The 24,420-nt window shown below is 70.7% G+C and carries 17 protein-coding genes and 1 pseudogene; 7 read left to right on the plus strand and 11 right to left on the minus strand.

The annotated features are described in order from the left end of the window. Positions 1-269: 269 nt before the first annotated feature. Positions 270-1,136 carry a helix-turn-helix domain-containing protein gene (locus ACWGJY_RS18025; RefSeq protein WP_453261778.1) on the plus strand — a complete coding sequence of 289 codons (867 nt, stop codon included), beginning with the start codon at positions 270-272 and terminating at the stop codon, positions 1,134-1,136. Positions 1,137-1,334: 198 nt separating this feature from the next. Further along, positions 1,335-1,544 carry a DUF397 domain-containing protein gene (locus tag ACWGJY_RS18030; RefSeq protein WP_453261779.1) on the plus strand — a complete coding sequence of 70 codons (210 nt, stop codon included), beginning with the start codon at positions 1,335-1,337 and terminating at the stop codon, positions 1,542-1,544. Between the two features lie 227 nt (positions 1,545-1,771). Here ACWGJY_RS18030 and ACWGJY_RS18035 read toward each other — a convergent pair whose 3' ends face one another. Further along, positions 1,772-2,656 (minus strand): hypothetical protein, encoded by an 885-nt coding sequence (locus ACWGJY_RS18035; RefSeq protein WP_453261780.1) that lies wholly within the window; start codon positions 2,654-2,656, stop codon positions 1,772-1,774. Between the two features lie 316 nt (positions 2,657-2,972). Between ACWGJY_RS18035 and ACWGJY_RS18040 the strand changes: the two genes are divergently transcribed. Together ACWGJY_RS18040 and ACWGJY_RS18045 are read left to right on the plus strand one after the other, a co-directional pair. Then, positions 2,973-3,758: an SDR family oxidoreductase gene (locus ACWGJY_RS18040; RefSeq protein WP_453261781.1), complete on the plus strand. Its 786-nt coding sequence runs from the start codon at positions 2,973-2,975 to the stop codon at positions 3,756-3,758. A 311-nt stretch (positions 3,759-4,069) separates the two neighbouring features. Then, complete coding sequence (locus ACWGJY_RS18045; RefSeq protein WP_453261782.1) at positions 4,070-5,797, plus strand: sodium:solute symporter family protein; 1,728 nt, start codon at positions 4,070-4,072, stop codon at positions 5,795-5,797. 23 nt (positions 5,798-5,820) lie between these two features. On the opposite strand, the gene ACWGJY_RS18050 is transcribed toward ACWGJY_RS18045, so the two are convergent. Next, entirely contained in the window at positions 5,821-6,942 is a 1,122-nt protein-coding gene (locus tag ACWGJY_RS18050; protein ID WP_453261783.1) for an ADP-ribosylglycohydrolase family protein, read from the minus strand. 165 nt (positions 6,943-7,107) lie between these two features. Between ACWGJY_RS18050 and ACWGJY_RS18055 the strand changes: the two are divergent. Further along, positions 7,108-7,431 (plus strand): annotated as a pseudogene (locus ACWGJY_RS18055) (NAD(P)-dependent oxidoreductase); the annotation flags it as partial. A 255-nt stretch (positions 7,432-7,686) separates the two neighbouring features. Then, entirely contained in the window at positions 7,687-7,941 is a 255-nt protein-coding gene (locus ACWGJY_RS18060; RefSeq protein ID WP_086720495.1) for a hypothetical protein, read from the plus strand. A 176-nt stretch (positions 7,942-8,117) separates the two neighbouring features. Here the strand turns inward: ACWGJY_RS18060 and ACWGJY_RS18065 are convergent, their stop codons facing one another. The 4 genes from ACWGJY_RS18065 to ACWGJY_RS18080 all read right to left on the minus strand — a co-directional run bounded on the left by ACWGJY_RS18065 (position 8,118) and on the right by ACWGJY_RS18080 (position 16,007). Next, positions 8,118-11,453: a tetratricopeptide repeat protein gene (locus ACWGJY_RS18065; RefSeq protein ID WP_453261784.1), complete on the minus strand. Its 3,336-nt coding sequence runs from the start codon at positions 11,451-11,453 to the stop codon at positions 8,118-8,120. Positions 11,454-11,579: 126 nt separating this feature from the next. After that, a complete protein-coding gene (locus ACWGJY_RS18070) occupies positions 11,580-14,228 on the minus strand; it encodes a bifunctional FO biosynthesis protein CofGH (protein ID WP_453261785.1) in 2,649 nt (882 codons plus the stop codon). Between the two features lie 133 nt (positions 14,229-14,361). Beyond that, a complete protein-coding gene (locus tag ACWGJY_RS18075; protein WP_453261786.1) occupies positions 14,362-14,760 on the minus strand; it encodes a VOC family protein in 399 nt (132 codons plus the stop codon). A 422-nt stretch (positions 14,761-15,182) separates the two neighbouring features. Then, positions 15,183-16,007 carry a TIGR03619 family F420-dependent LLM class oxidoreductase gene (locus ACWGJY_RS18080; protein ID WP_453261787.1) on the minus strand — a complete coding sequence of 275 codons (825 nt, stop codon included), beginning with the start codon at positions 16,005-16,007 and terminating at the stop codon, positions 15,183-15,185. Positions 16,008-16,181: 174 nt separating this feature from the next. Between ACWGJY_RS18080 and ACWGJY_RS18085 the strand changes: the two genes are divergently transcribed. Continuing rightward, complete coding sequence (locus ACWGJY_RS18085; RefSeq protein WP_453261788.1) at positions 16,182-17,702, plus strand: CehA/McbA family metallohydrolase; 1,521 nt, start codon at positions 16,182-16,184, stop codon at positions 17,700-17,702. A gap of 106 nt (positions 17,703-17,808) precedes the next feature. Here ACWGJY_RS18085 and ACWGJY_RS18090 read toward each other — a convergent pair whose 3' ends face one another. The 5 genes from ACWGJY_RS18090 to ACWGJY_RS18110 form a co-directional block, all read right to left on the minus strand. Beyond that, positions 17,809-19,269, minus strand: a complete 1,461-nt coding sequence (locus ACWGJY_RS18090) for an aldehyde dehydrogenase family protein (protein WP_453261789.1) — start codon at positions 19,267-19,269, stop codon at positions 17,809-17,811. Beyond that, the gene (locus tag ACWGJY_RS18095; RefSeq protein WP_453261790.1) at positions 19,266-21,005 is read right to left on the minus strand and encodes an N-acyl-D-amino-acid deacylase family protein; all 1,740 of its coding nucleotides are present in this window, start codon (positions 21,003-21,005) and stop codon (positions 19,266-19,268) included. The genes ACWGJY_RS18090 and ACWGJY_RS18095 overlap by 4 nt, the downstream gene beginning before the upstream one ends. Positions 21,006-21,045: 40 nt before the next feature. Then, entirely contained in the window at positions 21,046-22,170 is a 1,125-nt protein-coding gene (locus ACWGJY_RS18100; protein ID WP_453261791.1) for an LLM class flavin-dependent oxidoreductase, read from the minus strand. Positions 22,171-22,291: 121 nt separating this feature from the next. Next, positions 22,292-23,077 carry an SDR family NAD(P)-dependent oxidoreductase gene (locus ACWGJY_RS18105; RefSeq protein WP_453261792.1) on the minus strand — a complete coding sequence of 262 codons (786 nt, stop codon included), beginning with the start codon at positions 23,075-23,077 and terminating at the stop codon, positions 22,292-22,294. Between the two features lie 237 nt (positions 23,078-23,314). Continuing rightward, entirely contained in the window at positions 23,315-24,226 is a 912-nt protein-coding gene (locus tag ACWGJY_RS18110) for a TIGR03619 family F420-dependent LLM class oxidoreductase (protein ID WP_453261832.1), read from the minus strand. Between the last annotated feature and the right edge of the window lie 194 nt (positions 24,227-24,420).

Raw genomic sequence — 24,420 nt, forward strand, 5'->3', positions numbered from 1 at the left:
CGCCCACCGGCAGAGCATGCGCACCACCCGCACCACCGTCCTCACGATCCCGTTCGGGAGCCGCAGCAAGAAGCGCGGGGTGACGGACCGGCCGTTCTGGACGATGGCCGGTCCGCCACCCCGCGCACCTGCTCGGTCGCACTTTCGCAATTCCGGTCCCAAATTTCCATCGTGACCACCTTGTCCAGCCATTTGCCAGCGCGGCGCGGACCATTGGTGGCAGTCTGCTGAGCAGAAAACAGCAGTACGGAGCCGGAGGTGCACTTAGCGTGGCGTCCAACGTCAACCCCACCGTCAGGCGACGCCGATTGGGCCAGGAGCTGCGCAGGCTTCGCGAGGCCAAAGGCATGACGGCAGAAGAGGTGGCGGACCGGCTGCTCGTCTCGCAGTCGAAGATCAGCAGACTGGAGAACGGGCGTCGCAGCATCAGTCAGCGCGATGTCCGTGACTTGTGCGGGGTCTACGAAGTCGACGACCAGCGCATCGCGGATTCGCTGATGCAGATGGCCAAGGATTCGCGCCAGCAAGGCTGGTGGCACGCCTTCGGCGACATCCCGTACAGCGTCTACATCGGGCTGGAGACCGAGGCGGCCTCACTGCGGATCTACGAGTCCCTGCTGGTGCCGGGCCTGCTCCAGACCCCTCGTTACGCCGAGGCCGTCATTCCCGGCACGGTCCCCGAGCTGGCGCCCGACCATCTGGACAAGCGGATCCAGGTGCGGCTGCGCCGCCAGGAGCGGGTCAACGATCCCGAGCGCCCGCTGCGGCTGTGGGTGGTACTGGACGAGAGCGCGCTGCGGCGGGTGGTCGGCAGCCACCTGGTCATGCGCGAGCAGCTGGACCACCTTGCCGAGATGAGTCAATTGCCGCATGTGACGGTCCAGATTCTTCCCTATGACACCGGTGCGCATGCCGGAATGTCGGGAACGTTCTCCATCCTCGAATTCGACGATGCCGCCGATTCCAGCGTGGTGTACATCGAGGGCGTCACCAGCGACCTCTACCTGGAGAAGACCAACGATGTGCACAAATACACGATCATGTACGAGCATTTGCGTGCACAGGCGTTGAGCGCGGAGCAGAGCCGGGAGTTCATCGCGGCGGCGGCAAAATCCCATGCGGATGCGGCGAGGTGAGGTCGCACACCAGGGAGAATCGCACGGAATCCCGGGTTCCGGCAAAGAAGTCCGCACGGTACACCTGCCCCCGCCCCCATGGAAAGAGATCAAGAAATATGCCATGCGGACGGGTGAACGACCTCTGCGACTCGTGATGTTGGCGCGTAGCGTCATCACTACCGAATCCGCGGTAGCTCAGAGTGAGTTGGAGTGAACATGGCCGTGCAGCCCAATTCCGCATTCTCCTGGACCAAGTCCTCGTACTCGGGTGGTAACGGCGCTTGCGTGGAAATCGCCGTGCCGTCCGTCGCCGCCATCGCGGTGCGGGACTCCAAGGACCCCGACGGTCCGCGCCTCACGTTCGACAACTCCTCCTGGAGCCACTTCGTGTCGGACGTCGCCGGTGGCACGTTCGACGTGGCCTGACCTGAACCGTCACCGTCCGCAGCGCGCAGTGCGCAGTGCGCAGATATGAGCCCTCTCGACTGGATCGCCGTCCCGGCCGAGGGGGCTCGGCCATGCCCACGCCCCTGCCCATCCCCAGGCCCGCTGCACCACAGAGGACCGGCGCTCCTGCACCACAGACGGCCGGCACGCCCGCACCGCACAGGGACCCGCACCCCCGCACCGCAGAGGACCGACGCCCCTGCGCCTCAGCGCAGTTCGGATACGTACCGGTCCGTTCCGGGGACGGTCGGAAGGAACGGTGCCACCAGTTCCACCCGCCCCAGCCCCGACTCCGCGACCTCCTCGTCCAGGCCGGCGAAGTGTGCCGTCCAGCCCTCGCGCGGGTCCTGCTGGAGGAACCACAGCAGCGTCAGCCGGGTGTCGACGCCCTCGACCTGCTTCACATACGACAACCGGTCCCCCGGCAGCGGCGTGGGCCGGAAGACGGTGACCATCGCGGCCGGTGAACCCGCCAGCCGCCGCGGCAGATGGCGGACACGCAGCCACTCCACCAGTGCGGTCCGCTGCTCGGGACCGTTCGCGTCGATCACTTCCAGCACCAGACCTGCGTACGGGTGGTCCAGCGCATGGAAGTCACGGGGGCCCGCCGCACCATCCCGGTAGACCGTCGCCGCATGGTCGTGGAAGGCCGTGAAGACATGGGTGCGGCCCTGGTGGACCCGGCCGTCCCGGTTGAGGCGCTTGTTGATGCCGACGGTCCACTTCATGTGCTCGTCGTAGCGGCCTTCGGTGATCCAGTACGTGGAGAGATAGCAGCCGGCCGTGACCGGCCGGGCAACGGCGGACTTCTCCGGACGGCGCAGCAGTTGCAGCTCACGGGTGGCGACCCAGCGACGCCCGGCGAACATCCAGGGCATCGCCATGGCGCCCGCGATGTAGTGGTCGTCCTCATACCAGCGGTTGTAGGCATACTCCTGCCCGGGATCCGGTTCCACCATGGTGATCAGCGCATGCCCAGGGTGCACGCCGTAGGGGCCGACGGCGGCCAGCTCGGCGTAGGCAGCGGTTTCCGTGGCGGTTTCGGTGGCGGTTCCGGCTTCGGCGGCGGTTCCGGTTTCGGCGGCGGCCATGACGCCTGGTGTTCCTTTGCGCTCTGCGGTCATGGCAGACAGGTCTAGCTGACGTGTCATCAGAAGGGGAGGGGCAGAGGCGCCGAATCCACCGAACCCACCGATCTCACTGAACCCACCGAACCCAAAGAATCCACCGACCCCACGCACCGGAAAGTGGATCAAGCACTGCTCCGAGGCGGCGGAGCCCGCCACCCGAGGCCACGGCGACGACAGGGCCCGCACCATCGCAACGAAGGGCCCTGGCCTTCCCGGGCCCCCGGCCATAATCTGACGATCAATCAGGCGTGGTCTGGAACCCGACCGGGAGGCACACATGCTGCTGCGGAACAAGACCGTCATCATCTCCGGCGTAGGGGCCGGGCTCGGCCATCAGGTCGCGGAGGCCTGCGTACGGGACGGCGCGTCGGTGGTGCTGGGGGCCCGTACGGAGGCGAATCTCGCCAAGTCGGCGGCTCAAGTGGATCCTTCGGGGGCGCGTACGGCCTGGCAGGCGACCGATATCACCGACGAGGCGCAGTGCGAGGCACTGGCCGCGCTGGCCGTGGAGCGGTTCGGCGGTATCGATGCGGTGATCCATGTCGCCGCGCTGGACTCGCTCTTCGGAGGCCTGCGGGACGCCGACTTCGACTCCTGGCGCGGAGTCGTGGACGTCAATCTCTTCGGCACGCTGCGGATGACCCGCGCCTGCCTGCCCTCGCTCGTGGCACGCGGCGGCGGGTCGGTGGTGATGATCGGTACCCAGTCGTCGGTCGCCGCCCCCTCACAGGTGCAGCAGGCTGCCTACGCGGCGTCCAAGGGCGGGCTGGTCTCGGCGATGTACTCACTGGCGCGCGAGCTGGGGCCGGACCGGATACGGGTCAACACCGTTCAGCCCGGGTGGATGTGGGGCCCGCCGGTGGAGGCGTACGTACGGTTCCAGGCGCACAGCGAAGGCGTCCCGGAGTCCGAGGTGCTGGACCGGCTCACGGAGCGGATGGCGCTGCCCGAACTGGCGACGGACGCGGATGTGGCCGAGACCGCGGTCTTCCTGGCCTCCGACCGGGCGCGCGCCATCACCGGCCAGTCGCTGCTGGTCAACGCGGGAGAGGTGATGCGGTAGCGGCCGCCCGTAGGGCTGGGGCGGTAGCGGCCGTCCGTACCGGCCGGGACAGGGCAGACCGGCCGGCCGGTCGGCCGGCCGTACGGGGTCCCGAATCCCGCACTCCCTGTCCCCTGCCCCATGCCGCGCACCCAGCAAAATCGTTCGTTTTGCTGACCCTGATTCACATCCATGACCGGCGATGCTCTTGACCAGCCCGCTCATTGAACGGTTCAATCCCCGAAGTCCCCACTCCCGTAGGGGACGACGCCGCCCCGCAGGACGTCACGGCGAAGTGATGCACGTTCACAAGGCGGACCCCTGGAGGGGCCATGAACAGTCTCGACTGGGCCGTGCTCATCGGCTACTTCGGCGTGATGATCGCGATCGGCGTGTGGTCGCACAAGCGGGTGGATGACGTCGGCGACTTCTTCACCGCGGGCGGCAAGATGCCGTGGTGGCTGTCCGGCATCTCCCACCACATGTCCGGGTACAGCGCCGTGATGTTCACCGGGTACGCCGGCATCGCCTACCAATACGGCATCACCTCGTACGTCACCTGGTCCTTCCCCATCGCGATCGGCATCGCAATCGGCGCCCAGCTGTTCGCGGGACGGCTCAACCGGCTGCGGTCGCGGCTGGGCGTCGCCTCGCCGCTGGAGTACCTCAAGAGCCGCTACAACCTGCCGACGCAGCAGGCGCTGGCCTGGTCCGGTGTGCTGCTGAAGATCGTGGACGTGGGTGCCAAATGGGCGGCGATCGCCACCCTGTTGTCCGTCTTCACCGGTATCTCGCTCAACCAGGGCATTCTCGTCACAGGTGTGATCACCGGCATCTACTGCACGGTCGGCGGGCTGTGGGCGGACGCGCTCACCGAGCTGGGGCAGTTCGTCATCCAGCTGCTGGCCGGTGTCGCGATGCTGGTCACCGTCACGGGCGAGCTGGGCGGCTTCAGCTCGCTGTGGACCGTATGGGACAAGCTGCCGGACAGCCACGCCCAGCCGACCGTCGGCCCGTACACCCTGACCTTCCTGCTCGCTTATCTCTTCATCAAGACCTTCGAGTACAGCGGCGGCATGTGGAACCAGGCCCAGCGCTTCATGGCCACCCGCGACGCCCGGCAGGCCAAACGGTCGGCTCGGCTGTCGGCGGCACTGTGGTTCGTCTGGCCCGCGGTCCTCTTCTTCCCGATGTGGGTCGCACCGCTGCTGGTCAGGACGCAGAAGCCGGATGCCTCCGACGCCTACGCCCTGCTGACCGAACGTCTGCTGCCGCACGGGCTGCTGGGCCTGGTCGTCGTCGGCTTCTTCTCGCACTCCATGGCCATGTGCTCCTCGGACGCCAACGCCATCTCCGCGGTGTTCACCCGGGACATCGCGCCGGCGCTCTCGGCGCGGGCGCGCGACTGGTCGCACCGGGCCGGGCTGCGCGCCGCGCGGTTGTCCACGGTCGCCTTCCTGGGGCTTTCGATGGCGATCGCGACCCAGGTCAACTCCCCCACGTTCAAGGACATCATCACCGTCGTCATCAAGTGGGTGGCCGGGCTGGTCGGGCCGATCTCCATCCCGTTCCTGCTCGGCATGCTGCGGTGGTTCCGCAAGTCCGGTCCCACCGCGGCGCTGGGCTCCTGGGCGGCCGGCCTGTTCGCCTTCTGGCTGACCAACTACGGGCTGAGTGGCGTCCAGTTGCAGATCCAGATCGTCTCGCCGGTCGCCACCTCGCTCGTCCTCTTCGCCCTTCTCGGCTTCGTACGGCCGGAGGACACGCCGGAGCGGGATGCGGTGCTGGCACGGATCAACACGGATGACGAGGGGCCGGCGGGCGCGGTGGGGGCGGCAGGCGCCGTGGGGCCGACAAGCGCGGTGGGGGCGGCGGGCGCGGCGGGCGCGGCCACGGTGGTGATTCCTGGGCAGGGGGACAACGAGGCGGGGGCCAGGGCGGGGGCTGAGTCCAGGACGCGGGACGAGGCGAGGACGCGGGACCAGGCGAGGACGCGGGACCAGGCGAGGGATGTCTCCGGAGGTGCGAAAGGCGGGCACGAGCCGCCGTGCCCGCCCTGAGGGTCCGGTCCCGAACCGGTCGGTCAGGCGCGCGGGTACCGGGCGAGCCATCCCGGTGACGAACCGGCCGGGCCGTGCAGCGCGGGCCCCTGCGTCATCTCCATCGAGAAGTCGTCGGCCAGCTGCAGGATCGTCTCCCGGCCCTCCAGCTCGACCAGCCACACCGGCGGCAGTGCCGTTTCGCCGTGCAGGGTGCCCAGCAGGTTGCCGCAGATGGCACCGGTGGAATCGCTGTCCCCGCTGTGGTTGACGGCGAGTAGCAGGCCGTGCCGGATGTCCTCGGCGACCAGCGCGCAGTACACCCCGATCGCCAGCGCCTCCTCGGCCGTCCAGCCCTCGCCCAGCGACTCCACCCGGGCGGGTGTCGGCATGCCCTGGCGTACGGCGCCGAGCGCGCGCTTGAGGGCGTCGGTGGTCTCCTCGTGGCCGGGGCGGGTGGCCAGGTGCGCCAGCGCCTTCTGTACGGCGCCGTCCAGGTCCTCGCCGCGGGCCAGCGAGTGGCTGATCACCGCGAACGCGCCGGCCGCCAGATAGCCGGTGGGGTGGCCATGGGTCTGCGCCGCGCACTCGACGGCGAGCTGGAAGACCAGCTGCGGTTCCCAGCCGACCAGCAGCCCGAACGGCGCGGAGCGCATCACCGCGCCACAGCCCTTCGAGTCCGGGTTCTTGGGCGCCTCCAGCGTGCCCATCACCTCGTCGCCGAGGCCGCTCAGGCAGGCCCGGCCGGGCGCCCGGCGGGAGTAGAGCCACTCTTCACGGGCGAGCCAGCCGTCGCCCTTCTTGCGCTCGTCCGGGCCCCAGTCACGCTGGGTGGCGGCCCAGCGCAGATAGGCGCGGTGGACGTCGGTGGGCGGATGCCAGGCGCCGGTGTCGCGGCGCACCTGGGCCCGGATCAGCCCATCCATGGTGAAAAGGGTCATCTGGGTGTCGTCGGTAACCGCGCCGCGCCGCCCGAAGGCAGGCACAAAATCGGCCACGCCCTCCTGGCCGTGCGCCTTGCGGATCGCGTCGAGCGAGTCGAATTCGATGCCGGCGCCGAGCGCATCGCCGATGGCGCCGCCGAGCAGGCAGCCGCGTACCCGGCTGCGGAAGTCCTGCTGTTCCGCGCGGCCCCAGATGGCGGCGCCGCCTCCTGCTGCGCTCACTTGCCCTCCCGAAGCTGACAACGTCCCGGGGCTTTACGGGCCCCTGGCGCAGCACTGTAATCGACCAGGATTGATCAATTTCTGGTCAGGTGGGTATTGCGAATAGTCACTCCCAAGGCGGCTTTTGGCCGGTATGGTCCCGATGGGTACGGGATCGGCCGATACGACCGCACCCGCGGCCTGCTCGGCGCCGATGAACTCCGCCGGATGCGCCCCACCGGCTACCTCGTCAACATCTCCCGGGCCGCCATCGTCGACCAGCCCGCACTACTGCGGGCGCTGCGCGAGAGCTGGATTGCCGGTGCCGGCCTGGACGTCTTCGACCACGAGCCGCTGCCTGCCGATCACCCCCTGCGCACCCTCCCGAACGTGCTCGCCCTCCCCCACCTCGGCAATGTCACCCGCCGCAACTACGAGGGCTACTTCCAACAGGCCGTCGAAGACATCACCGCCTTCCTGGCGGGCAGCCCGATCCGCCAACTGGGCTGAGACTGAAGGGGGCCGTCGGTCAACTGGGCTGACGGGGCCGGGCGGCCGACCACAGGTCCCTCTCTCCCCCGCCCCGCCCCACCCCCTCCACCTCCACCTCCCCCGCCCCAGGCCGCGCGGCCTGCCCCTCCGCGCTCCACAGATCCGGCATCACCTCAGGTCCGACACCACACCTGTCACTCCCTCACACCCCGCCCCGTCGGGGGGCTCATTCGTTCGATGATGGCGGGGGCGCGCGCTGGGCATGCTCTCCCCATGTCCGAGTACGAGTGGGATCGCACCACCATGGCTGTCGTCGCCTCCGCGCTTTCCGGAGACAGCGACGGCGCGGTGGAACTCCTCCGGCCGCTCCCCCAGAGCGATGTCTGCCATATCGCGGTACGGCTCGCCGCCATGGCCGCCGACGCACTGATCGTCGCCGCCCAGGACAGCGGAGGCGACCGCGAAGAGGCCCTGTCGCAGTGGCAGCAGTGCATCCTGCAGCACGAGGCCGAGTACGAGGGAGAGTAAAGCCCCCGGCCGGCCCGGCTGGGCCCCGACCGCCCCACCGGCCCGTCCACCCACCGCGCCACCGGCCCGGCAGCCCGGCAGCCCGGCAGCCCGGCAGCCCGGCAGCCCGGCAGCCCGGCAGCCCGGCAACGATCCCGCTCGGTCCGGGTTCGCTCAGCGGCCGAGGGGCCGCCACGTCACTCCGGTTCGGCGGCCGCCTCCTGCATATGGCGTATCAGCCGGCTGCGTATCGCCTGCATTCGGTCGGTATCCGCGCCCGGCAGGGAGGCGAGGTCACGCACCCCGCATTCGGTCTCGGCAACGGTCTCCCAGGAACCGCCCTCTAGCAGCACCGCCATGAGCGCCTCGGCACCCGCCCAGTCCCCCAGGGCGCAACGGCTGACGACGGCCACCACAGCCGGGCCCATCAGAGCGTCCCCGGCGACATCGCCGTTGACGACGACCTGGGCCTCACCGACGGTGAGGCCATCGGCGGCCGAAGCGCCGGTGCCGCAGTCCGGGATGCCGTTCCCGTCGGCGGCCGCGTAACCGTAGGCTGCCGCGTTGTCGTCGGAGTCCGCGTAATCCTCAGTACCCGACAGGCGGTTCGCGCCCCCCGGCCCCGTAGGAATCCCCACCGTCCGCAGTGGCTCCCAGGCCTCCGCCGTGGCAGCGGGTGCGTCCACGCCGCTGGGCAGGCCGGCGAGCATCGCCGCCTCGTAGCGGACGATCAGGCCGGCCGACGGTTCATCGGGCAGCGAGGCCGGCACGTTCCGCGCCGCCTCGACCGCGTCGTGTGCCGCGTCCAGGTGACCGGACCGGCGCAGACAGCCGGCCTTGAGTGCCAGAAGGGTGGCGGTCGGCTCCCCGGCGGCGAGTGCGCGGTCGAAGTCGGCCAGGGCGCGGGGGTCGTCGCCCCGCAGGAGGTGGGTTTTGCCGCGTTGGGCAAAGGCATGGCCGTCCGCGGGGTCCAGGGCGATCGACCGGTCGAGGTCCGCGAGGGCCTGTTCACAGCGGCCCAGGTGGCGGGCCAGCTCGCCGCGCGATCTCCATGCGTGGGCGTCGTCCGCATGGAGATCCAGGGAGCGGTCGAGCGCGGTCAGTGCCTCTTCGTGACGGCCCAGGGCGCGCAGCGCAGCGCCACGGGCCTTATGGGCCCAGGCGTAGTCGGGGTCGACGGCGAGGGCTCGGTCGGCCTCCGCCAGGGCCTGTTCGTAGCGCCTGCTTTCCAGGCAGGTCTTGCTGCGCTCGCCCCATGGCCAGGGGTCGTCCGGCCGGAGTTCCGCCGCGCGCGCGAGGGCGGCGAGGGCTTCCTCGTGGCGGCCCAGGACGCGCAGGGTGATGCCGCGGCGGGCGTGGGCCCAGACGTAGGTGGGGTTGAGGGCCAGGGCCCGGTCGAACTCCGCCAGGGCCAGGTCGTACTGCCCCATGTCCCGGTAGGTCGCGCCCCGCTCGGCCATCGCCCAGGCGTACTCGGTGTTGATGTCGATGGCGTGCTCCAGACCCGCCAGCGCTTCCTCGTGACGGCCCAGGCGGCGCAGACAGACGGCGCGGCTGGCGATGCTGAAGGCGTGCCGGGGCCGGCGGGACAGGGCCCGGTCGAACTCGGTCACGGCCTGTTCGTAGCGGCCCAGGAGGCGGTAGACCTCGCCGAGTTGGGAAGCGGCGTCCACCGAATCCGGGGTGATGTCCAGGGCGCGGGTGTAGTCCTCGGCGGCGCGCTCGAAGTTGCGCATATAGCGGTGTGTCAGGCCGCGGCCGAGCAGCGCCAAGGCGTTGCGCGGCTGCAGTTCCAGGCAACGGCCGAAGTCGGCGAACGCCTGCGGCCAGGCTTCGGCCTTGCGGTGCTCGCGGCCCCGGACACGGTGGATACGGGCCTGCTGGGTCACGTCCTGACCGGGGCGGGCGAGCAGCGCGGTGAGGATCGCGGTCAGTCCGGCGCGGTCCTCGGTGAGCGCGGCGGTCATGCGCCGTCCCCAGTCTGCGACCTCCGGGTCCCCGCCGTCCTCACCGGCCTGGTGGATGGTCTCCACCACTCTGCGTACGGCGGGCGGCGCGTGTTCGGCGGCGTCCAGGGTGTCGGACAACGCCTGGGAGAGGGCCGGCTGCGGGTCCGCGCACAGCAGGTGGTGGATCTCCCGGAGCCGGTACTCCAGCCGGCGTTCGTCGGTCCAGGCCTCCGCCGGGTTCGCGTCGGCCGCGCGTTCCGTACGCCGGCGCCGGGCGGCCTCGGCGAGATGGCGGTGGCGGGCCGCCCAGGTCTGCGGTGATCTGCGCCGCTGCAGCCGGAGCATCGCCGTACGGACCACTTCGTGGTACTGCCATCGGCCGGCCCGGTCGGCGACGAACGGCAGTCTGCACAGCCAGCCGAACTGTTCCGCGGCGGCCGGGTCCACCGCGGCCCGGAAGATGTCCTCGTCCAGGTGGCGCGGCAGGGCGGCCGCCAATGCCGCCTCGCGGCGCACCGGGTCCGTCTCCCACTTCAGGAAGCGCTCGACGGCCGTGTCGCTGGGGTCGTCGACGGCCTCGACTGCGCGCGGACGGTTCTCGGCGAGGGTGGAGACCAGCACCGGCAGACCGCCGGACAGCCGCAGGATCACCTCGACGATGCGCTCGTCGACGATGCTCCTGGTGGCCAGGAACTGCCGCGCCTCGGCCTCGGTGAAGGTGTCCAGCGGCAGATCCGCCACACAATCCAGGTAGTCGGCCCAACACCGGCGGTCCAGTGCGGTCTGGCCGGCCAGGGTCACCACCACATTGGGCGCCAGCGGCCCGTACCGGTCGGTGACCAGGACGTCCCGCAGCCAGCTGTCCAGCAGCGGGCCCGTCCGCTCGTAGGTGTCGAAGAAGAGAGCCAGCCAGGGCACCTCCTCGGCAACGGCGCACACCTCCCGGACGAACACCGGGGTCAGGACCTCCACCGGCTCCCTCACCAACTGCGCGTCGTCGTAATGGCGCAGCCGGGCGCTGACCAGACCGCGCAGCCGGTCCGCGCCGCGCGCCACCTGGCGGGTGTCCAGCACTCCGGTGACGGCGCCGACGCCGGGCAGCAGCCCCAGGCCGGCGAGCCCGGCCTGAGCGGCGATCATGCTCCCGGGCGAGGGGGCGTCGCCCCGGGGCTCGCCCGGATCCGACGAGCCGGGCGCCGTCTCCGCGGCGACGGCCGCCGCCTCGGCCTCGTGGCGCCGCTCCCGGTAGGTGACCAACAGCTTGTCGAAGGCCTTCAAGGGGTGTCCCTGCGCGGCCAGTTGGCTGCTGACCGCGGCCATTGCCTCGGGCACGCCGTGCACCGCCTCGTCGAGGTAGGCGGTCGGGGCGCCGTGCTCGCGCGCGGTGCTCTCGAACTGCCGGATCAGCGATGTCTTGCCGACACCCGCCTGGCCGTGCACATGGAAGAGGAACTGCTGCGCCGGATCCTCCACCGCCCGCGCGAAGTTGTCACGAAAGGCGGCGATCTCGCCGCGCCGCCCGACGAACCCCTCCCGCCGCCGAAGCCGGATCAGCTCCTGCCGCGACAATCTCCTGCGCTCCACCGGTTCCACCCCCTTCGCGTCGGCGGTGCGCCCTGCCGGCTCACCCGCCCTGCTTCCGCAGATTAGCCGTGCGCGGCGCTGCGGATCGGGGGCTGTGGATAACTCCGGATCGTGCGGCTGTCCGCGCTACTCGACCAGCGGCAGCAGTTCCGGCAGATGGCCGTCGGAGGCGAGGGCGGCGGTCCGTCGTTCCTCGGTGACCGGGGTGTAGGTCGTGGTGCGGGGACGGGCCGGGCGGCCGGCCCGGTCGGCGATGGCGATGAGGTCCTGGATGGAGCGGTAGGAGCCGTAACTCGATCCCGCCATACGGGAGATGGTCTCCTCCATCAAGGTGCCGCCCAGGTCGTTGGCGCCGGAGCGGAGCATCTCGGCTGCGCCTTCCGTGCCGAGCTTGACCCAGCTGGTCTGGATGTTGGTGAGGTGCGGGTGCAGCAGCACCCGGGCCATCGCCGTCACCGCGCGGTTGTCGCGCGTGGTGGGGCCGGGGCGGGCGATGCCGGCGAGGTAGACGGGGGCGTTGGTGTGGATGAAGGGGAGGGTGACGAACTCCGTGAAGCCGCCGGTCTCCTGCTGGATCTGTGCCAGCAGGCGCAGATGGCCGAGCCAGTGCCGCGGCTGGTCGACATGGCCGTACATCATTGTCGAGGATGAGCGGATGCCCAGCTCATGAGCCGTCTTGATGACCTCGACCCAGGTGGCGGTGGGCAGCTTGCCCTTGGTGAGGATCCAGCGGACCTCGTCGTCGAGGATCTCGGCGGCGGTGCCGGGGATGGTGTCCAGCCCGGCGGCCTTGGCCTCGGTGAGCCACTCTCGGATCGAGAGCCCCGTACGCGTCGCGCCGTTGACGACCTCCATGGGCGAGAAGGCGTGCACATGCATCCCGGGGACGCGTTCCTTCACGGCACGGGCGATGTCGAAGTACGCGGTGCCGGGCAGGTCGGGGTGGATGCCGCCCTGCATGCACACCTCCACCGCGCCGACGTCCCAGGCCTGTTGGGCCCGGTCGGCAACCTGGGAGAGGGAGAGGGTGTAGGCGTCGGCGTCGGTGCGGCGCTGGGCGAACGCGCAGAAGCGGCAGCCGGTGTAGCAGACGTTGGTGAAGTTGATGTTCCTGGTGACGATGTAGGTGACGTCGTCGCCCACGGTGTCGCGGCGCAGGTGGTCGGCGATGGTGCAGAGGGCGTCCAGGGCGGGCCCGTCGGCGTGCAGCAGCGCCAGCGCCTGCGCGTCGGTGAGCTGGGTGGGGTCGTCGGCGGCCTGCGACAGGGCCTGCCGTACGTCGGCCTCGATGCGCTCGGGCACCATCCCGGGGGCGGCGGCCTCGCGCAGCGCCTCCCAGTCGCCGTAGACCTCGTCGAAGTCGTCGCGGCGGTCGGTGGTGCGGCCTTCGGTGTCGATGGTGTGGTGCAGGTCCGTACGGCCCGTGGAGCTCATCGTGAAGCCCTCGTCGGGCTCCTGCCAGGGACGGCCCACCACGGGGGCGTCCTCGACGGCCAGGCCCGTCGCCGGATCGGCGAGCGCACGCACATGGGGCAGCAGACGGGGGTCCAGCCAGGGCTCACCGCGCTGGAGGAACTCCGGGTAGATGGGGAGCCGTTCGCGCAGCTCGAATCCGGCAGCGGCGCAGCGCTCGGTCAACTCGTCGATCTGCGGCCAGGGGCGCTCGGGGTTGACATGGTCGAGGGTCAGTGGCGAGACACCGCCCCAGTCGTCGATCCCGGCGTCGATGAGCAGCGCATACTCGCCGTCGACGAGGTTGGGCGGCGCCTGGATACGGGTCGAGGGGCCCATGATGTGCCGGGCCACCGCGATCGTCGCGGCCAGCTCCTCCAGCTCGGCGTCCGGCATTCCGCGCATCGCCGTGTCCGGCTTGGCGCGGAAGTTCTGCATGATCAGTTCCTGGATGCCGTGGTAGGCGCGCTGGATACGGCGCAGCGCGAAGAGGGAGTCGGCACGCTCCTCGTATGTCTCGCCGATGCCGATGAGCAGCCCCGTGGTGAAGGGGACGTTGGAGCGGCCGGCGTCCTCCAGGACGCGCAGCCGGACGGCGGGTTCCTTGTCGGGCGATCCGTAATGCGGACCGCCGGGCTCGCTCCACAGGCGCTCGGCGGTCGTCTCCAGCATCATCCCCAGGGACGGGGCGACGGGCTTGAGCCGTTGGAAATCCGTCCAGGACAGCACCCCGGGGTTGAGGTGCGGCAGCAGTCCGGTCTCCTCCAGCACGCGGATCGCCATGGCGCGGACGTACGAGAGCGTGTCGTCGTAGCCATGCGCCGCCAGCCACTCGCGGGCCTCGGGCCAGCGCTCCTCCGGCTTGTCCCCGAGGGTGAAGAGGGCTTCCTTGCAGCCCATTTCGGCGCCACGGCGGGCGATGTCCAGCACCTCGTCGGGCGACATGAACATCCCGTGGCCGGCGCGGCGCAGTTTGCCGGGGACGGTGACGAAGGTGCAGTAGTGGCACGTGTCCCGGCACAGGCGCGTCAGGGGGATGAAGACGCCGCGTGAGTACGTGATGACTCCGGGGCGGCCCGCGGCCTCCAGGCCGGCATCCCGCACCCGGGCCGCGGAGGCGCACAGGTCCGTGAGGTCCGCGCCGCGCGCCTGCAGCAGCACCGCGGCCTCGCCGGCGTCCAGCGCCACACCGTCGCGCGCCCGCTTGAGCGCACGGCGCATCGCGTTGGCCGTGGGGCGCTCCTGAGGGGCGGGCCCGGCACCCGTTTCGCGGTCGGTCTCCTGGTCGGATGCCTGGTCAGGTCCCTGCGCGCTGGAAGTCATCCTCCGAGGATACGAGCGCCCGCCGACAGCGCCGCCGCCGGAGATCAGGTGGTCGATGTGCCACTGATCACTGCGCGGAGAGGTTCCGCCCGAACGTTCAAGGGGCACTTCCCGGCGGCGGCTCGGCCCACGCCTACAGGCCGGCGAGCAGTTCGTCGGAGTACGTCCGGGTCAAGAACTCCATGTTGTGGCCGTCGGGGTCGTTGAGGTAGAGCCCCCGGCCGCCGTCCAGGGTGTTGATCTCCTGCGGCTTGGTGTGCAGGGGATCGGCCCAGTAGGACAGCCCGCGCTCCTGTATACGTCCGAAGATCGCGTCGAACTCCTCCTCGGTCACCAGGAACGCATAGTGCGTGGGGGCGAAGTCGCCGCCCGCGACATGCTCGGCGTAATCGAGGGCCACTCCGTTGTCCAGCTTGAGTGCGGCGAAGGGGCCGAACGCCTTGGGTTCGGGCGCACCGAGCAGGTCGGCGAGGAACCGGGCGGAGGCGAAACGGTCGGTGCTGTGCACGATCGTGTGGTCGAGGCGAGGCATGGAATCTCCTTGATCTCTTCGGTCGCGGGATCAGCGTGTTCCCTGATCTGCTGAATCAGCTCGAACCGTTGACTTCTCGGACCGTTGACTTGCTCGGACCGTTGGCTTGCTCGGACCGCCGGCCTTCTCGGCCGTGGACCGTTATCCGTGGCCCGCCGATCTGCGGGCAGCTCCGCGGGCCCTCACCTCCGACGCTACGTCCGGCGGGACGGGCGCGGATCGGTCTCGGGTACCGACCCTGGCGGGTGGCCGTACACCGATAGTCCTAGGGCGTGCCGTGCGGCGTGTCCACGGGTGCGTCGGAAAGGCCTGCTCCGGGCACGGGGGCGTGCCTGGGGCCCCACCCCCACCCGTCACCCATCCCACCCGTCACCCATCCCGCACGACACACTCCCGTACGTAACACTCCCGTACGTCACCACTCACAAGTACTGCGCGAAGTCGTCCAGCGTCCGCAGTACCTCAAACTCACCGGCCGGCGGCAGTTGCAGCACCACCTCCTGCAGGCCCAGCTCGCGGTAGTACGCCAGCTTTCCGGGCGAGGGGTGGACCGCATAGGGCACCACCACCGGCTCGCCGGTCCGCCCGGCGTCCGACCACGCCCGCCGCAGCACCGGAATGGTCTCGCTCAGGCCGCGGCCGCCGATCGGCAGCCAGCCGTCCGCGTACTCGGCGATCTGCCCGAAGAGTGTGGGGCCGGCCGCGCCACCGAGGAGGGTGCGCGGCGCGCCGTGCGCCGGCTTGGGGTGGGCCAGGGAGGCCCGTACGGACCCGAATGCGCCCTCGTAGGCGGTCGGTTCCTCGGCCCACAGGGCACGCATCAGCGCCACCCGGTCGCGGGTCAGCGCACGCCGGGTCGACCACTCCACCCCGTGGTCGGCGGCCTCCTCGACGTTCCAGCCGTAGCCGATGCCGAGGGTGAAACGGCCCCCGGAGAGGAAGTCGAGGGTCGCGATCTGCTTGGCGAGGTCGACCGGATCGTGCTGGGCGACGAGGGTGATGCCGGTGCCGAGGGCGAGCCGTTCGGTGACCGCGGCGGCCTGGCCGAGCGCGATGAACGGGTCGAGGGTACGGCCGTATTCACGGGGCAGCGGTTCGCCCATGGGGGCGGGGGTCTCCCGGCCGGCGGGGATGTGGGTGTGCTCGGGGAGATAGAGGCCGGCGAAGCCGCGCTGCTCCAGCTCGCGGCCCAGCCGGTCCGGCCGGATCGTCTCGTCGGTCAGGAAGATCGTGGTCGCGATCCGCATGCGAGGACACCTCCGCGTCAGGCGTGTGAGGGACCGAATGTTGCCGCACCGCCCGACGGTTATCCACAGCCCTTTCGCTCTCTGTCACAGCCGCGTACAACAGTTTTCATGCGGCGCAACGAGCGGGCCGCGCGGCGGAACAGCCGGACACGACACGGCACGGGGGTGGCGGGGATGGAACGACGCGACGTTCTGAGGATTTCGGCGGTTGCGGGCGCGACGGGCGCGCTGACGCTCGGACGTGTGAGCTTCGCCGGGGCAGCGCCCACGGCCGGGCGGCCCGGAGGCGGACCGGGCGAGCAGACCCGGCGGGTCTCGGGCCATCTGCCCACGGGCGCACCGGACTTCGTCTATCTGCCGGTCGAGGTCCCGCCCGGGGTCCGTGAGATCGCCGTTGCCTACAGCTACGACAAGCCCGCCGTCCCCGAGGGCACGGCCGGCAACGCCTGCGACATCGGCATCTTCGACGAGCGGGGCACGGGCCTCGGCGGCGCCGGCTTCCGTGGCTGGTCGGGCGGTGCGCGTACGGAGTTCTTCCTGCGCGCCGACGATGCCACCCCCGGGTATCTGCCGGGCCCGGTCAACGCCGGCACCTGGCACATCGCCCTCGGCCCGTACACGGTCGCGCCGCAAGGACTCTCCTACGACGTCACGGTCACCCTGCGGTACGGGCCCCAGGGGCACACCCCGCCACCGGTCCATCCGCCCGAGCGAGCCCGGGGCCGCGGCCGCGCCTGGTACCGCGGCGACAGCCATCTGCACTCCGTCCACTCCGACGGCAAGCGCACCCCCGCCGAGATCGCCGCGCTGGCCCGCGCAGCCGGGCTGGACTTCATCAACACCTCCGAGCACAACACCACCTCCGCGCACGGTGCCTGGGACGGCCTGTGGGGCGATGACCTGCTGATCCTGACCGGCGAAGAGGTCACCACCCGTAATGGCCACGTGGTGGCGATGGGCACCGACCCCGGGGTCTTCATCGACTGGCGCTACCGGGCCCGCGACAACGCCTTCGGCACGTACGCGCGGGCCATCCGGCGGGCCGGGGGCCTGGTCATCCCGGCGCATCCGCACGCCCCCTGCATCGGCTGCAGCTGGAAGTTCGGGCTGAATGAAGCCGATGCGGTGGAGGTCTGGAACGGCCCGTACACCCCCGATGACGAGATCACCCTCGCCGAGTGGGACAACACCCTGGTCGCGCACGCCCGGGGCCGCGCGGACTGGCTGCCGGCCGTCGGCCACAGCGACGCCCACCGCGACCCGGATGTCGTGGGCCTGCCACAGACGGTGGTGCTCGCCGACGATCTCTCACGCCGTGCCCTGCGGGACGGCATCCGGGCGGGCCGGGTCTGGATCGGCGAGTCGTCGAAGGTCGCACTGGCCTTCTCCGTCAGCGGCGAGCGCGGCGAACATGCCGGGATCGCCGAGCGCCTGGAGGTCTCCCGTACGGCGAGGGTCACCGCGCGGCTGAAGGTCTCCGGTGCCCCGGGCTGCACGGTCTCCTTCGTCACCGACCAGGGACGGCTGTACTCCACCCCGCTGCCCGCCTCGGGCGACGGCATCATCAGCTGGCAGACCACCCCTGACCACGCCGCCTACATACGCGCGGAAGTCCGCCATCCCCCGACGACGGCGGGCCTGCCGGGCCCGATGGCCGCCATGACCAACCCGGTCTTCCTGGGCCACTGGGGCTGAGAACGGCCGAGGGGCAGCCGGGAGGGGCGGCCGGGGGCAGCCAGGAACGACCGGGAGCGACCAGCCCGCCACCCTCCGTCCGCCGCCCGCCGCCCGCCGCCCGCTCTCACCCCGGCCAGACGATCGCCTGCAGCTCGCTGTACGCATGCAGGGCGTACGAGCCCACGTCGCGCCCCACTCCGCTCTTCTTGAAACCGCCGAAGGGCGCTTCCATGTGCCGGCCGACCGTGTTCACACCGACCCCGCCCGCCCGCAGCTGCCCGGCCACCCGGAAGGCGCGGGCGATATCGCCGGACCACACGTAGTCGATGAGCCCGTAGTCGCTGTCGTTGGCGAGGGCCACCCCCTCGTCCTCCTCGTCGAAGGGCACGACCACGACGACCGGACCGAAGATCTCCTCCCGTACGACCCGCATGCCGGGAGTGCAGTCGGCCAGCAGCGTCGGCGCGGCATAGAAGCCGCGCTCCGGAGCGGAGGGCCGCTCCCCGCCCGCCACGACCCGGGCGCCCTCCTTCTGGCCCAGCTCCACATACGACTCGACCCGGTCGCGGTGCGCGGCCGAGATCACCGGTCCGACCACCGTTCCCCGCGCACGGGGATCACCGACCGTCAGCCGCCCGATGTACTGCGCCAGCCGCTCGACCAGCGCCTCGTACACCCCTCGCTGCGCGAGCACCCGCGTCGGCGCCGTGCAGATCTGCCCGCTGTAGAAGGAGTACGTCGTGCCGATACCGGCCACCGCCGAGTCCAGGTCGGCGTCGTCGAAGACCACCGCCGCGCCCTTCCCGCCCAACTCCATGAGCTGGCGTTTCATCCCGCGTCCGCACACCTCGGCGATGCGCTGCCCGACGGCCGTCGAGCCCGTGAAGCTCACCATGTCCACGTCCGGCGCGTCCACGGCCGCCTCGCCGGCTTCCACGGACACCCCGCTGACCACATTGACCACCCCCGGTGGCGCGCCCGCCTCCGCCAGCGCCGCCGCCATCCGGTACACCGACAGCGGGTCCTGCGGGGCGGGCTTCACGACCACGGTGTTGCCCATCGCCAGCGCCGGGGCGATCTTCCCCGCCGGGTTCGCCCACGGGTTGTTGTACGAGGTGATGCAGGTGACGACGCCGACCGGGCGGCGCACGGCGAGAGCGCCGAGCACCCCCGCCTTCCCCATCGGCCCCGCCTGGTTGATCTGTGGCGGCAGTCCCTGCTCGACGGATTCGAACGCCCCCTTCGCATAGCGTCGAAAGCGCGCCAGCCCCACCGCGACCTGCATCCCTCGCGCCGTCCCGGTCGTGGCGCCGCTCTCCGCCTGCGCAAGCTCGGCGTGCGCCGTGAAGTCGCGCTGGATCAGCTCAGCGGCCCGGTCGAGGATCGCCGCGCGCTCCTGCGGCGCCGTACGGGACCAGGCTCCGAAGGCCTCGCGCGCCGCGGCCGCCGCCTCGTGCACCTGGGCCCGGCTCGCCTCCGGTGCGAGCCCGACGACCGCCTCCGTCGCCGGGTCGATGACCTCGTAGTGGCCGCCGTCGGGCTCGGTCCACTCGCCGCCGATGAACAGCCTCTGTTCATCGGTCACTTCGTACTCACCGTCCTCGTGTCCCGCCCCGACCGCAGCACCGTGCCCGGCACCGCGCCGGTCACCGTGTCCTCGCGGATCGTCTCGACGCCGTTGACCCACACCGCGTTGACGCCGATCGCCCGGGAATCCAGGCGCGGGCTGTCGCCGGGCAGATCGTGGACGAGCGTGGCCTTGCCGGCGTCGATCCGCTCCGGGTCGAAGAGGACCAGGTCGGCATGCCAGCCCTCCTCGATGCGCCCGCGCTCCCGCAGCCCGAAGAGCTGTGCGGGGTCGTCGGTGAGCATCTTCACGGCCTGCTCCAGCCCCACCAGCTTCCGGCCCCGCAGGCAGTCCCCGAGGAAGCGCGTGGTGTACGGCGCACCGCACATCCGGTCCAGATGCGCGCCCGCGTCCGATCCGCCCAGCAGCACGTCCTCGTGCTGCCAGGTCTCGGCGCGCAGGGCCCAGGAGTCCGGGTCGTTGTCGGTGGGCATGGGCCACAGGACCGTCCGCAGCTGGTCGTTGGTGCAGATCTCCACCAGGCAGGTGAAGGGCTCCTGACCGCGCTCGGCCGCGATGTCCTGCACGACGCGCCCGGTCAGGCCCTCGTTCGCCGCGGAGTAGGTGTCCCCGATGACGTACCGGCCGAAGTGGGCCAGCCGCCGGAAGACGCCCGCTTCCTTGCTGTTCGCGCGCCGCAGCATCCCGGCCCGGACATCGGGGTCGCGGAGCTTCTCGATCCGCTCGGGTACCGGCAGGCCCAGGATCTCGCCCCAGCCGGGGATCAGGTTCAGGGCGCAGAAGGTGCCGAGGGACATGTTCATGGGGGTGAGGATCGGCATCGTCAGGGCCACGATCCGGCCGCCGGCCTCCCGGGCCCGCTCGCTCGCGATCAGCTGCCGCGGCACCCGCTCGGGCACCGCCGCGTCGATCGTCAGCACGTTCCAGTTCAGTGGCCGGCCGGCCGCCGCGCTCATCGCGACGAACAGCTCGATCTCGTCGTCGCCGAACTGGTCGAGGCAGCCCGCCACGATCGCCTCGATCTGGGTGCCCTCGTGGGCGGCCACGGCCCGTGACAGCGCGAGCAGCTCCGCCGGCCGGGCGTGCCGGGAGGCGACCGGCTGCCCGTCGCCGTCGGAGTGGGTGGTGGACTGTGTGGTGGAGAAGCCCCAGGCCCCGGCCGCCATCGCCTCGTGGAAGAGCGCCAGCATCTCTTCCAGCTGCGCGGGCGTCGGCTGCCCGCCGACCGCGTCCTGCCCCATCACATAGCGCCGCAGTGCGCAATGTCCCACCATGAAGCCCGCGTTGACGGCGATCCGGCCCTCCAGCGCGTCCAGGTATTCGCCGAACGAGCTCCACGACCAGGGCGCGCCCTCTTCGAGCGCCACCAGGGACATGCCTTCGACCTTGGCCATCATCCGGCGGGTGTAGTCGGCGTCGGCGGGCCGCCCGGGGTGCAGCGGCGCCAGCGTGAAACCGCAGTTGCCGCCCGCCACGGTCGTCACTCCGTGGTTGAGCGAGGGGGTCGCGTACGGGTCCCAGAAGAGCTGTGCGTCGTAGTGGGTGTGCGGATCGACGAAGCCGGGGGCGAGGACGAGATCGGCCGCGTCCTCACTCGTCCTCGCCTCCTCGGTGACGGTGCCGGGCGGAGCGACGACGGCGATCCGGCCGGCGCGGATGCCGACATCGGCGGGGTACGAGGGTGTCCCCGTCCCGTCCACAACGGTCGCGCCCTTGATCAGGTGGTCGAGCATGGGCGGTACGCCCCCTTCCCCTGGGCAGGACTCCGCGGGTTCAGCTGCCCGCGGCCTGACGGAACCGGGTCGTCCGGTGCACCGGATCCGTGTCGATCTTCGGGATCACGTGTGCGCCGATGAGCTTGACCGTGTTCATGGTGTCCTCGTACGACACCCCGATCGGCAGTCCGAAGCTCAGCTGGTCGGCGCCGGCCCGCTCCCAGCGCTTGCACTGCTGGAGCACCTCGTCGGGATTGCCGCAGATCATCAGCTCCTCGGCGATGAGCAGCTCGATGATCTCGGCGGTGTAGTCGGGCAGCAGCTCGGGCCACTCGGGGATGCCGTCGGGCCGCGGGAAGGTGTCGTGGTAGCGGAAGACCAGCGACTGGAGGTAGTTGAGTTCCCCGTTGACGGCGATCTCCACGGCCTTGTCATGCGTCTCGGCGCAGATCGCGGTCGACGTGACCATCACGTTGTCGTTGACGAAGTCGCCGACCGGCTCGGCTTCCCGGATCGCCGTCTTGTACTGCTCCAGCACCCACTCCATGTCGGAGACCTTCTGCACGCTGAAGCCGAGGACCCCCAGGCCCTTCTTGGCCGCCATGGCGTACGAGGACGGCGATCCGGCCGCGTACCACATCGCCGGGTGCGAGGCCCCGTACGGCTTGGGGAAGATCTTGCGCGGCGGCAGCTGCCAGTGTTTGCCCTGGAACCCGGCGTACTCCTCCTGGAGCCACATCTTCGGGAACTCGGCGATGGTCTCTTCCCAGATCTCCTTGGTGTGGTTCATATCGGTGATGCCCGGCAGGAACCCCAGGATTTCGTGGCTGCCGGCGCCCCGCCCGCTGCCGAATTCGAAGCGGCCCTCGCTGAGATGGTCGAGCATGGCGACCTTCTCGGCGACCTTCACCGGGTGGTTGACCTGGGCGAGCGGGTTGAAGATCCCGGAGCCCAGGTGGATCCGCTCGGTCGCATGGGCCAGATAGCCGAGGAAGACGTCATTGGCGGAGAGGTGCGAGTACTCCTCCAGGAAGTGGTGCTCGGATGCCCAGGCGTATTTGAAGCCGGACTTGTCCGCCTGGATGACGTACTCGGTCTCCTCCATCAGCGCCTTGTGCTCCGCGAGCGGGTCGGTCTCGGCCCGCTTGCCCACGTATCCCTGTACAAAGAGCCCGAATTCCAAGGAGGTTCACCGTCCCTGAGCTGCTTGTCGCCAATCTGACGCTCCGTCAGATTTGATGTGCCGACTGTTCCACCGCACACAGGGGGCGTCAAGAGCCACCGCCTGCCCACCTGACATACCGTCAGATGACGCTGACCCCCGCCAGCCATCCCCCGTCGACGACGAACGGCTGCCCGGTGATGTACGACGAGTCCTCGCACGACAGGAAAAGCGCCAGCCTGGCGACCTCCTCCGGCCGGCCGATCCGGCCCAGCGGCACCAGCTTCCGGTAGAGCTCGTCCACGGCCCGCTTCGACTCGGCGGCATCGACACCCGGGTCGAGCGCGGCCGGATTGGTCATCGGGGTGTCCACCGCCCCCGGGCACACCGCGTTGACCCGGATCTTCTTGGCCGCCAGCTCCACCGCGGCGACCCGGGTCAGCCCGAGAACCGCATGCTTGGTCGCGGCATACGCCCCGACGAAGGCCATACCCGTCAGTGCCGTGTACGAGGCGGTGTTGACGATCGTGCCGCCCCCGGCCGCCTCGATCTCCGGCGCCACCGTACGGATACCCAGGAAACAGCCGACCTGGTTGACCTGCACGACCTGCTGGAATTCCGCCAGCGGGGTCGACACCAGCTCGTTGAACCGAAGAATCCCCGCGTTGTTGACCAGCCCGTCGATCAGCCCGAAGGTGTCCTTGGCCGCGACCGCCGCGGCCTGCCAGTCCGCCTCCTGCGTCACGTCCAGGTGGACGAAGCGGGCCCGGTCCTCGCCCAGTTCCTCGGCGAGCGCCTCGCCCTGCGCATCGAGCACATCCCCGAGCACGACCTTCGCACCCTCCGCGGCAAACAGCCGCGCCTCCTGCTCACCCTGCCCGCGCGCCGCACCCGTCACGATGACAACCCGCCCGTCGAGCTTGCCCATGCCTGCACTCCTCTGCTGGTGAGTACGTCCGGCCGTCAGTCCGGCCGTCAGGTGTCAGCCGTCGACCGCGAGCCGCGAGCCGTGGGGCCGCGAGCCGCGGGGCTTCAGCTGTGGGGCTTCAGCGGCGAGCCGTGAGCCATCAAGCGTCAGCCCTCAGCGGTCAGCCGCCAGCCCTCAGCCGCCAGCCGCCGGCCCTCAGCCCTCAGCCCTCAGCCCTCAGCCGCCAGCCGTCAGTCGTCAGCCGTTGAGCAACGGCGCAACCTCCGCCCCGAACACAGCCATCTGGTCCGTCAGTTCACTCCTGCTACGGGAGCGGAACCGCACCTGAATCTGCGCGACACCCATCGCCCCGTACTCCCGCAGCGACGCGGCAATCCGCTCCGGCGCCCCGGACAGGGCCCGCCGGCCGATCTCCCACCCGGGCTCGCCGACGTACAGCGGCTCGGCGAGGGCGCCGATCACGACGGGCTCGTCGATCCCGGCAGCCTCCCGCAGCCTGCGCAGCTTCCCGATCTGCGCCGGCATCTCCGCCCGCCGGTCCCCCTGCGGCAGCCAGCCGTCGCCCCGCACCGCGGCCCGGCGCACGGCGGCGGGCGAGGAGCCGCCCACCCAGACCGGCGGCCGCGGGCTCTGCACGGGCCGCGGCGCCTGCCCCAGCCCCTCGAACGCGAACCGCTCCCCGGCGAACTTCGGGAACTCCTCCGGCCCCAGCGCCACCTTCAACGCATCAATCGTCTCGTCCAGCACCGCCCCACGCCGCCCGAAGTCCACCCCGAGCACCTCGAACTCCTCCGCTACGTGCCCGGCCCCCACCCCGAGGATCAACCGCCCGCCGGAGAGCCGGTCCAGCGTCGCGTACTGCTTGGCCGTGACCAGCGGATGCTTCAGCCCGACCACCGCCACATGGCTGAGCAGCCGCACCCGCTCGGTCACGGCGGCCAGATGCGCGAGAGTGGCGACCGGGTCGTACCAAACGGTGCTCATCGCCTCGGCCAGCCGCCGCGGGATCGCGAGGTGCTCACAGCAGGCGACATACGCGAACCCGTACCGGTCGGCGGCCTGCGCGATCGCGACCAGGTCGACGGGCCCCGCCGCGGCCTCCCAGCTCTCCGCATAAAGAGTGCTCTGCGACTGCACCGGCAACTGCATCCCGTACGACAGCCGCCCCTCCTCCGGCCGCCACACCCCACCGCGCACGCCGTCCACCACAGACCCTCCAGCCATATCTGACGGATCGTCATATTGTTTGCGCGGGACATCGTCGTGGTTACGGGGCCATCAGGCAAGGGGTGGAGCGAGGAGGTCAGCCACAGGAAGAGACACACCGCAGCCCGGCCTGGAGT

It is taken from the genome of Streptomyces sp. NPDC054765 (assembly GCF_053612065.1).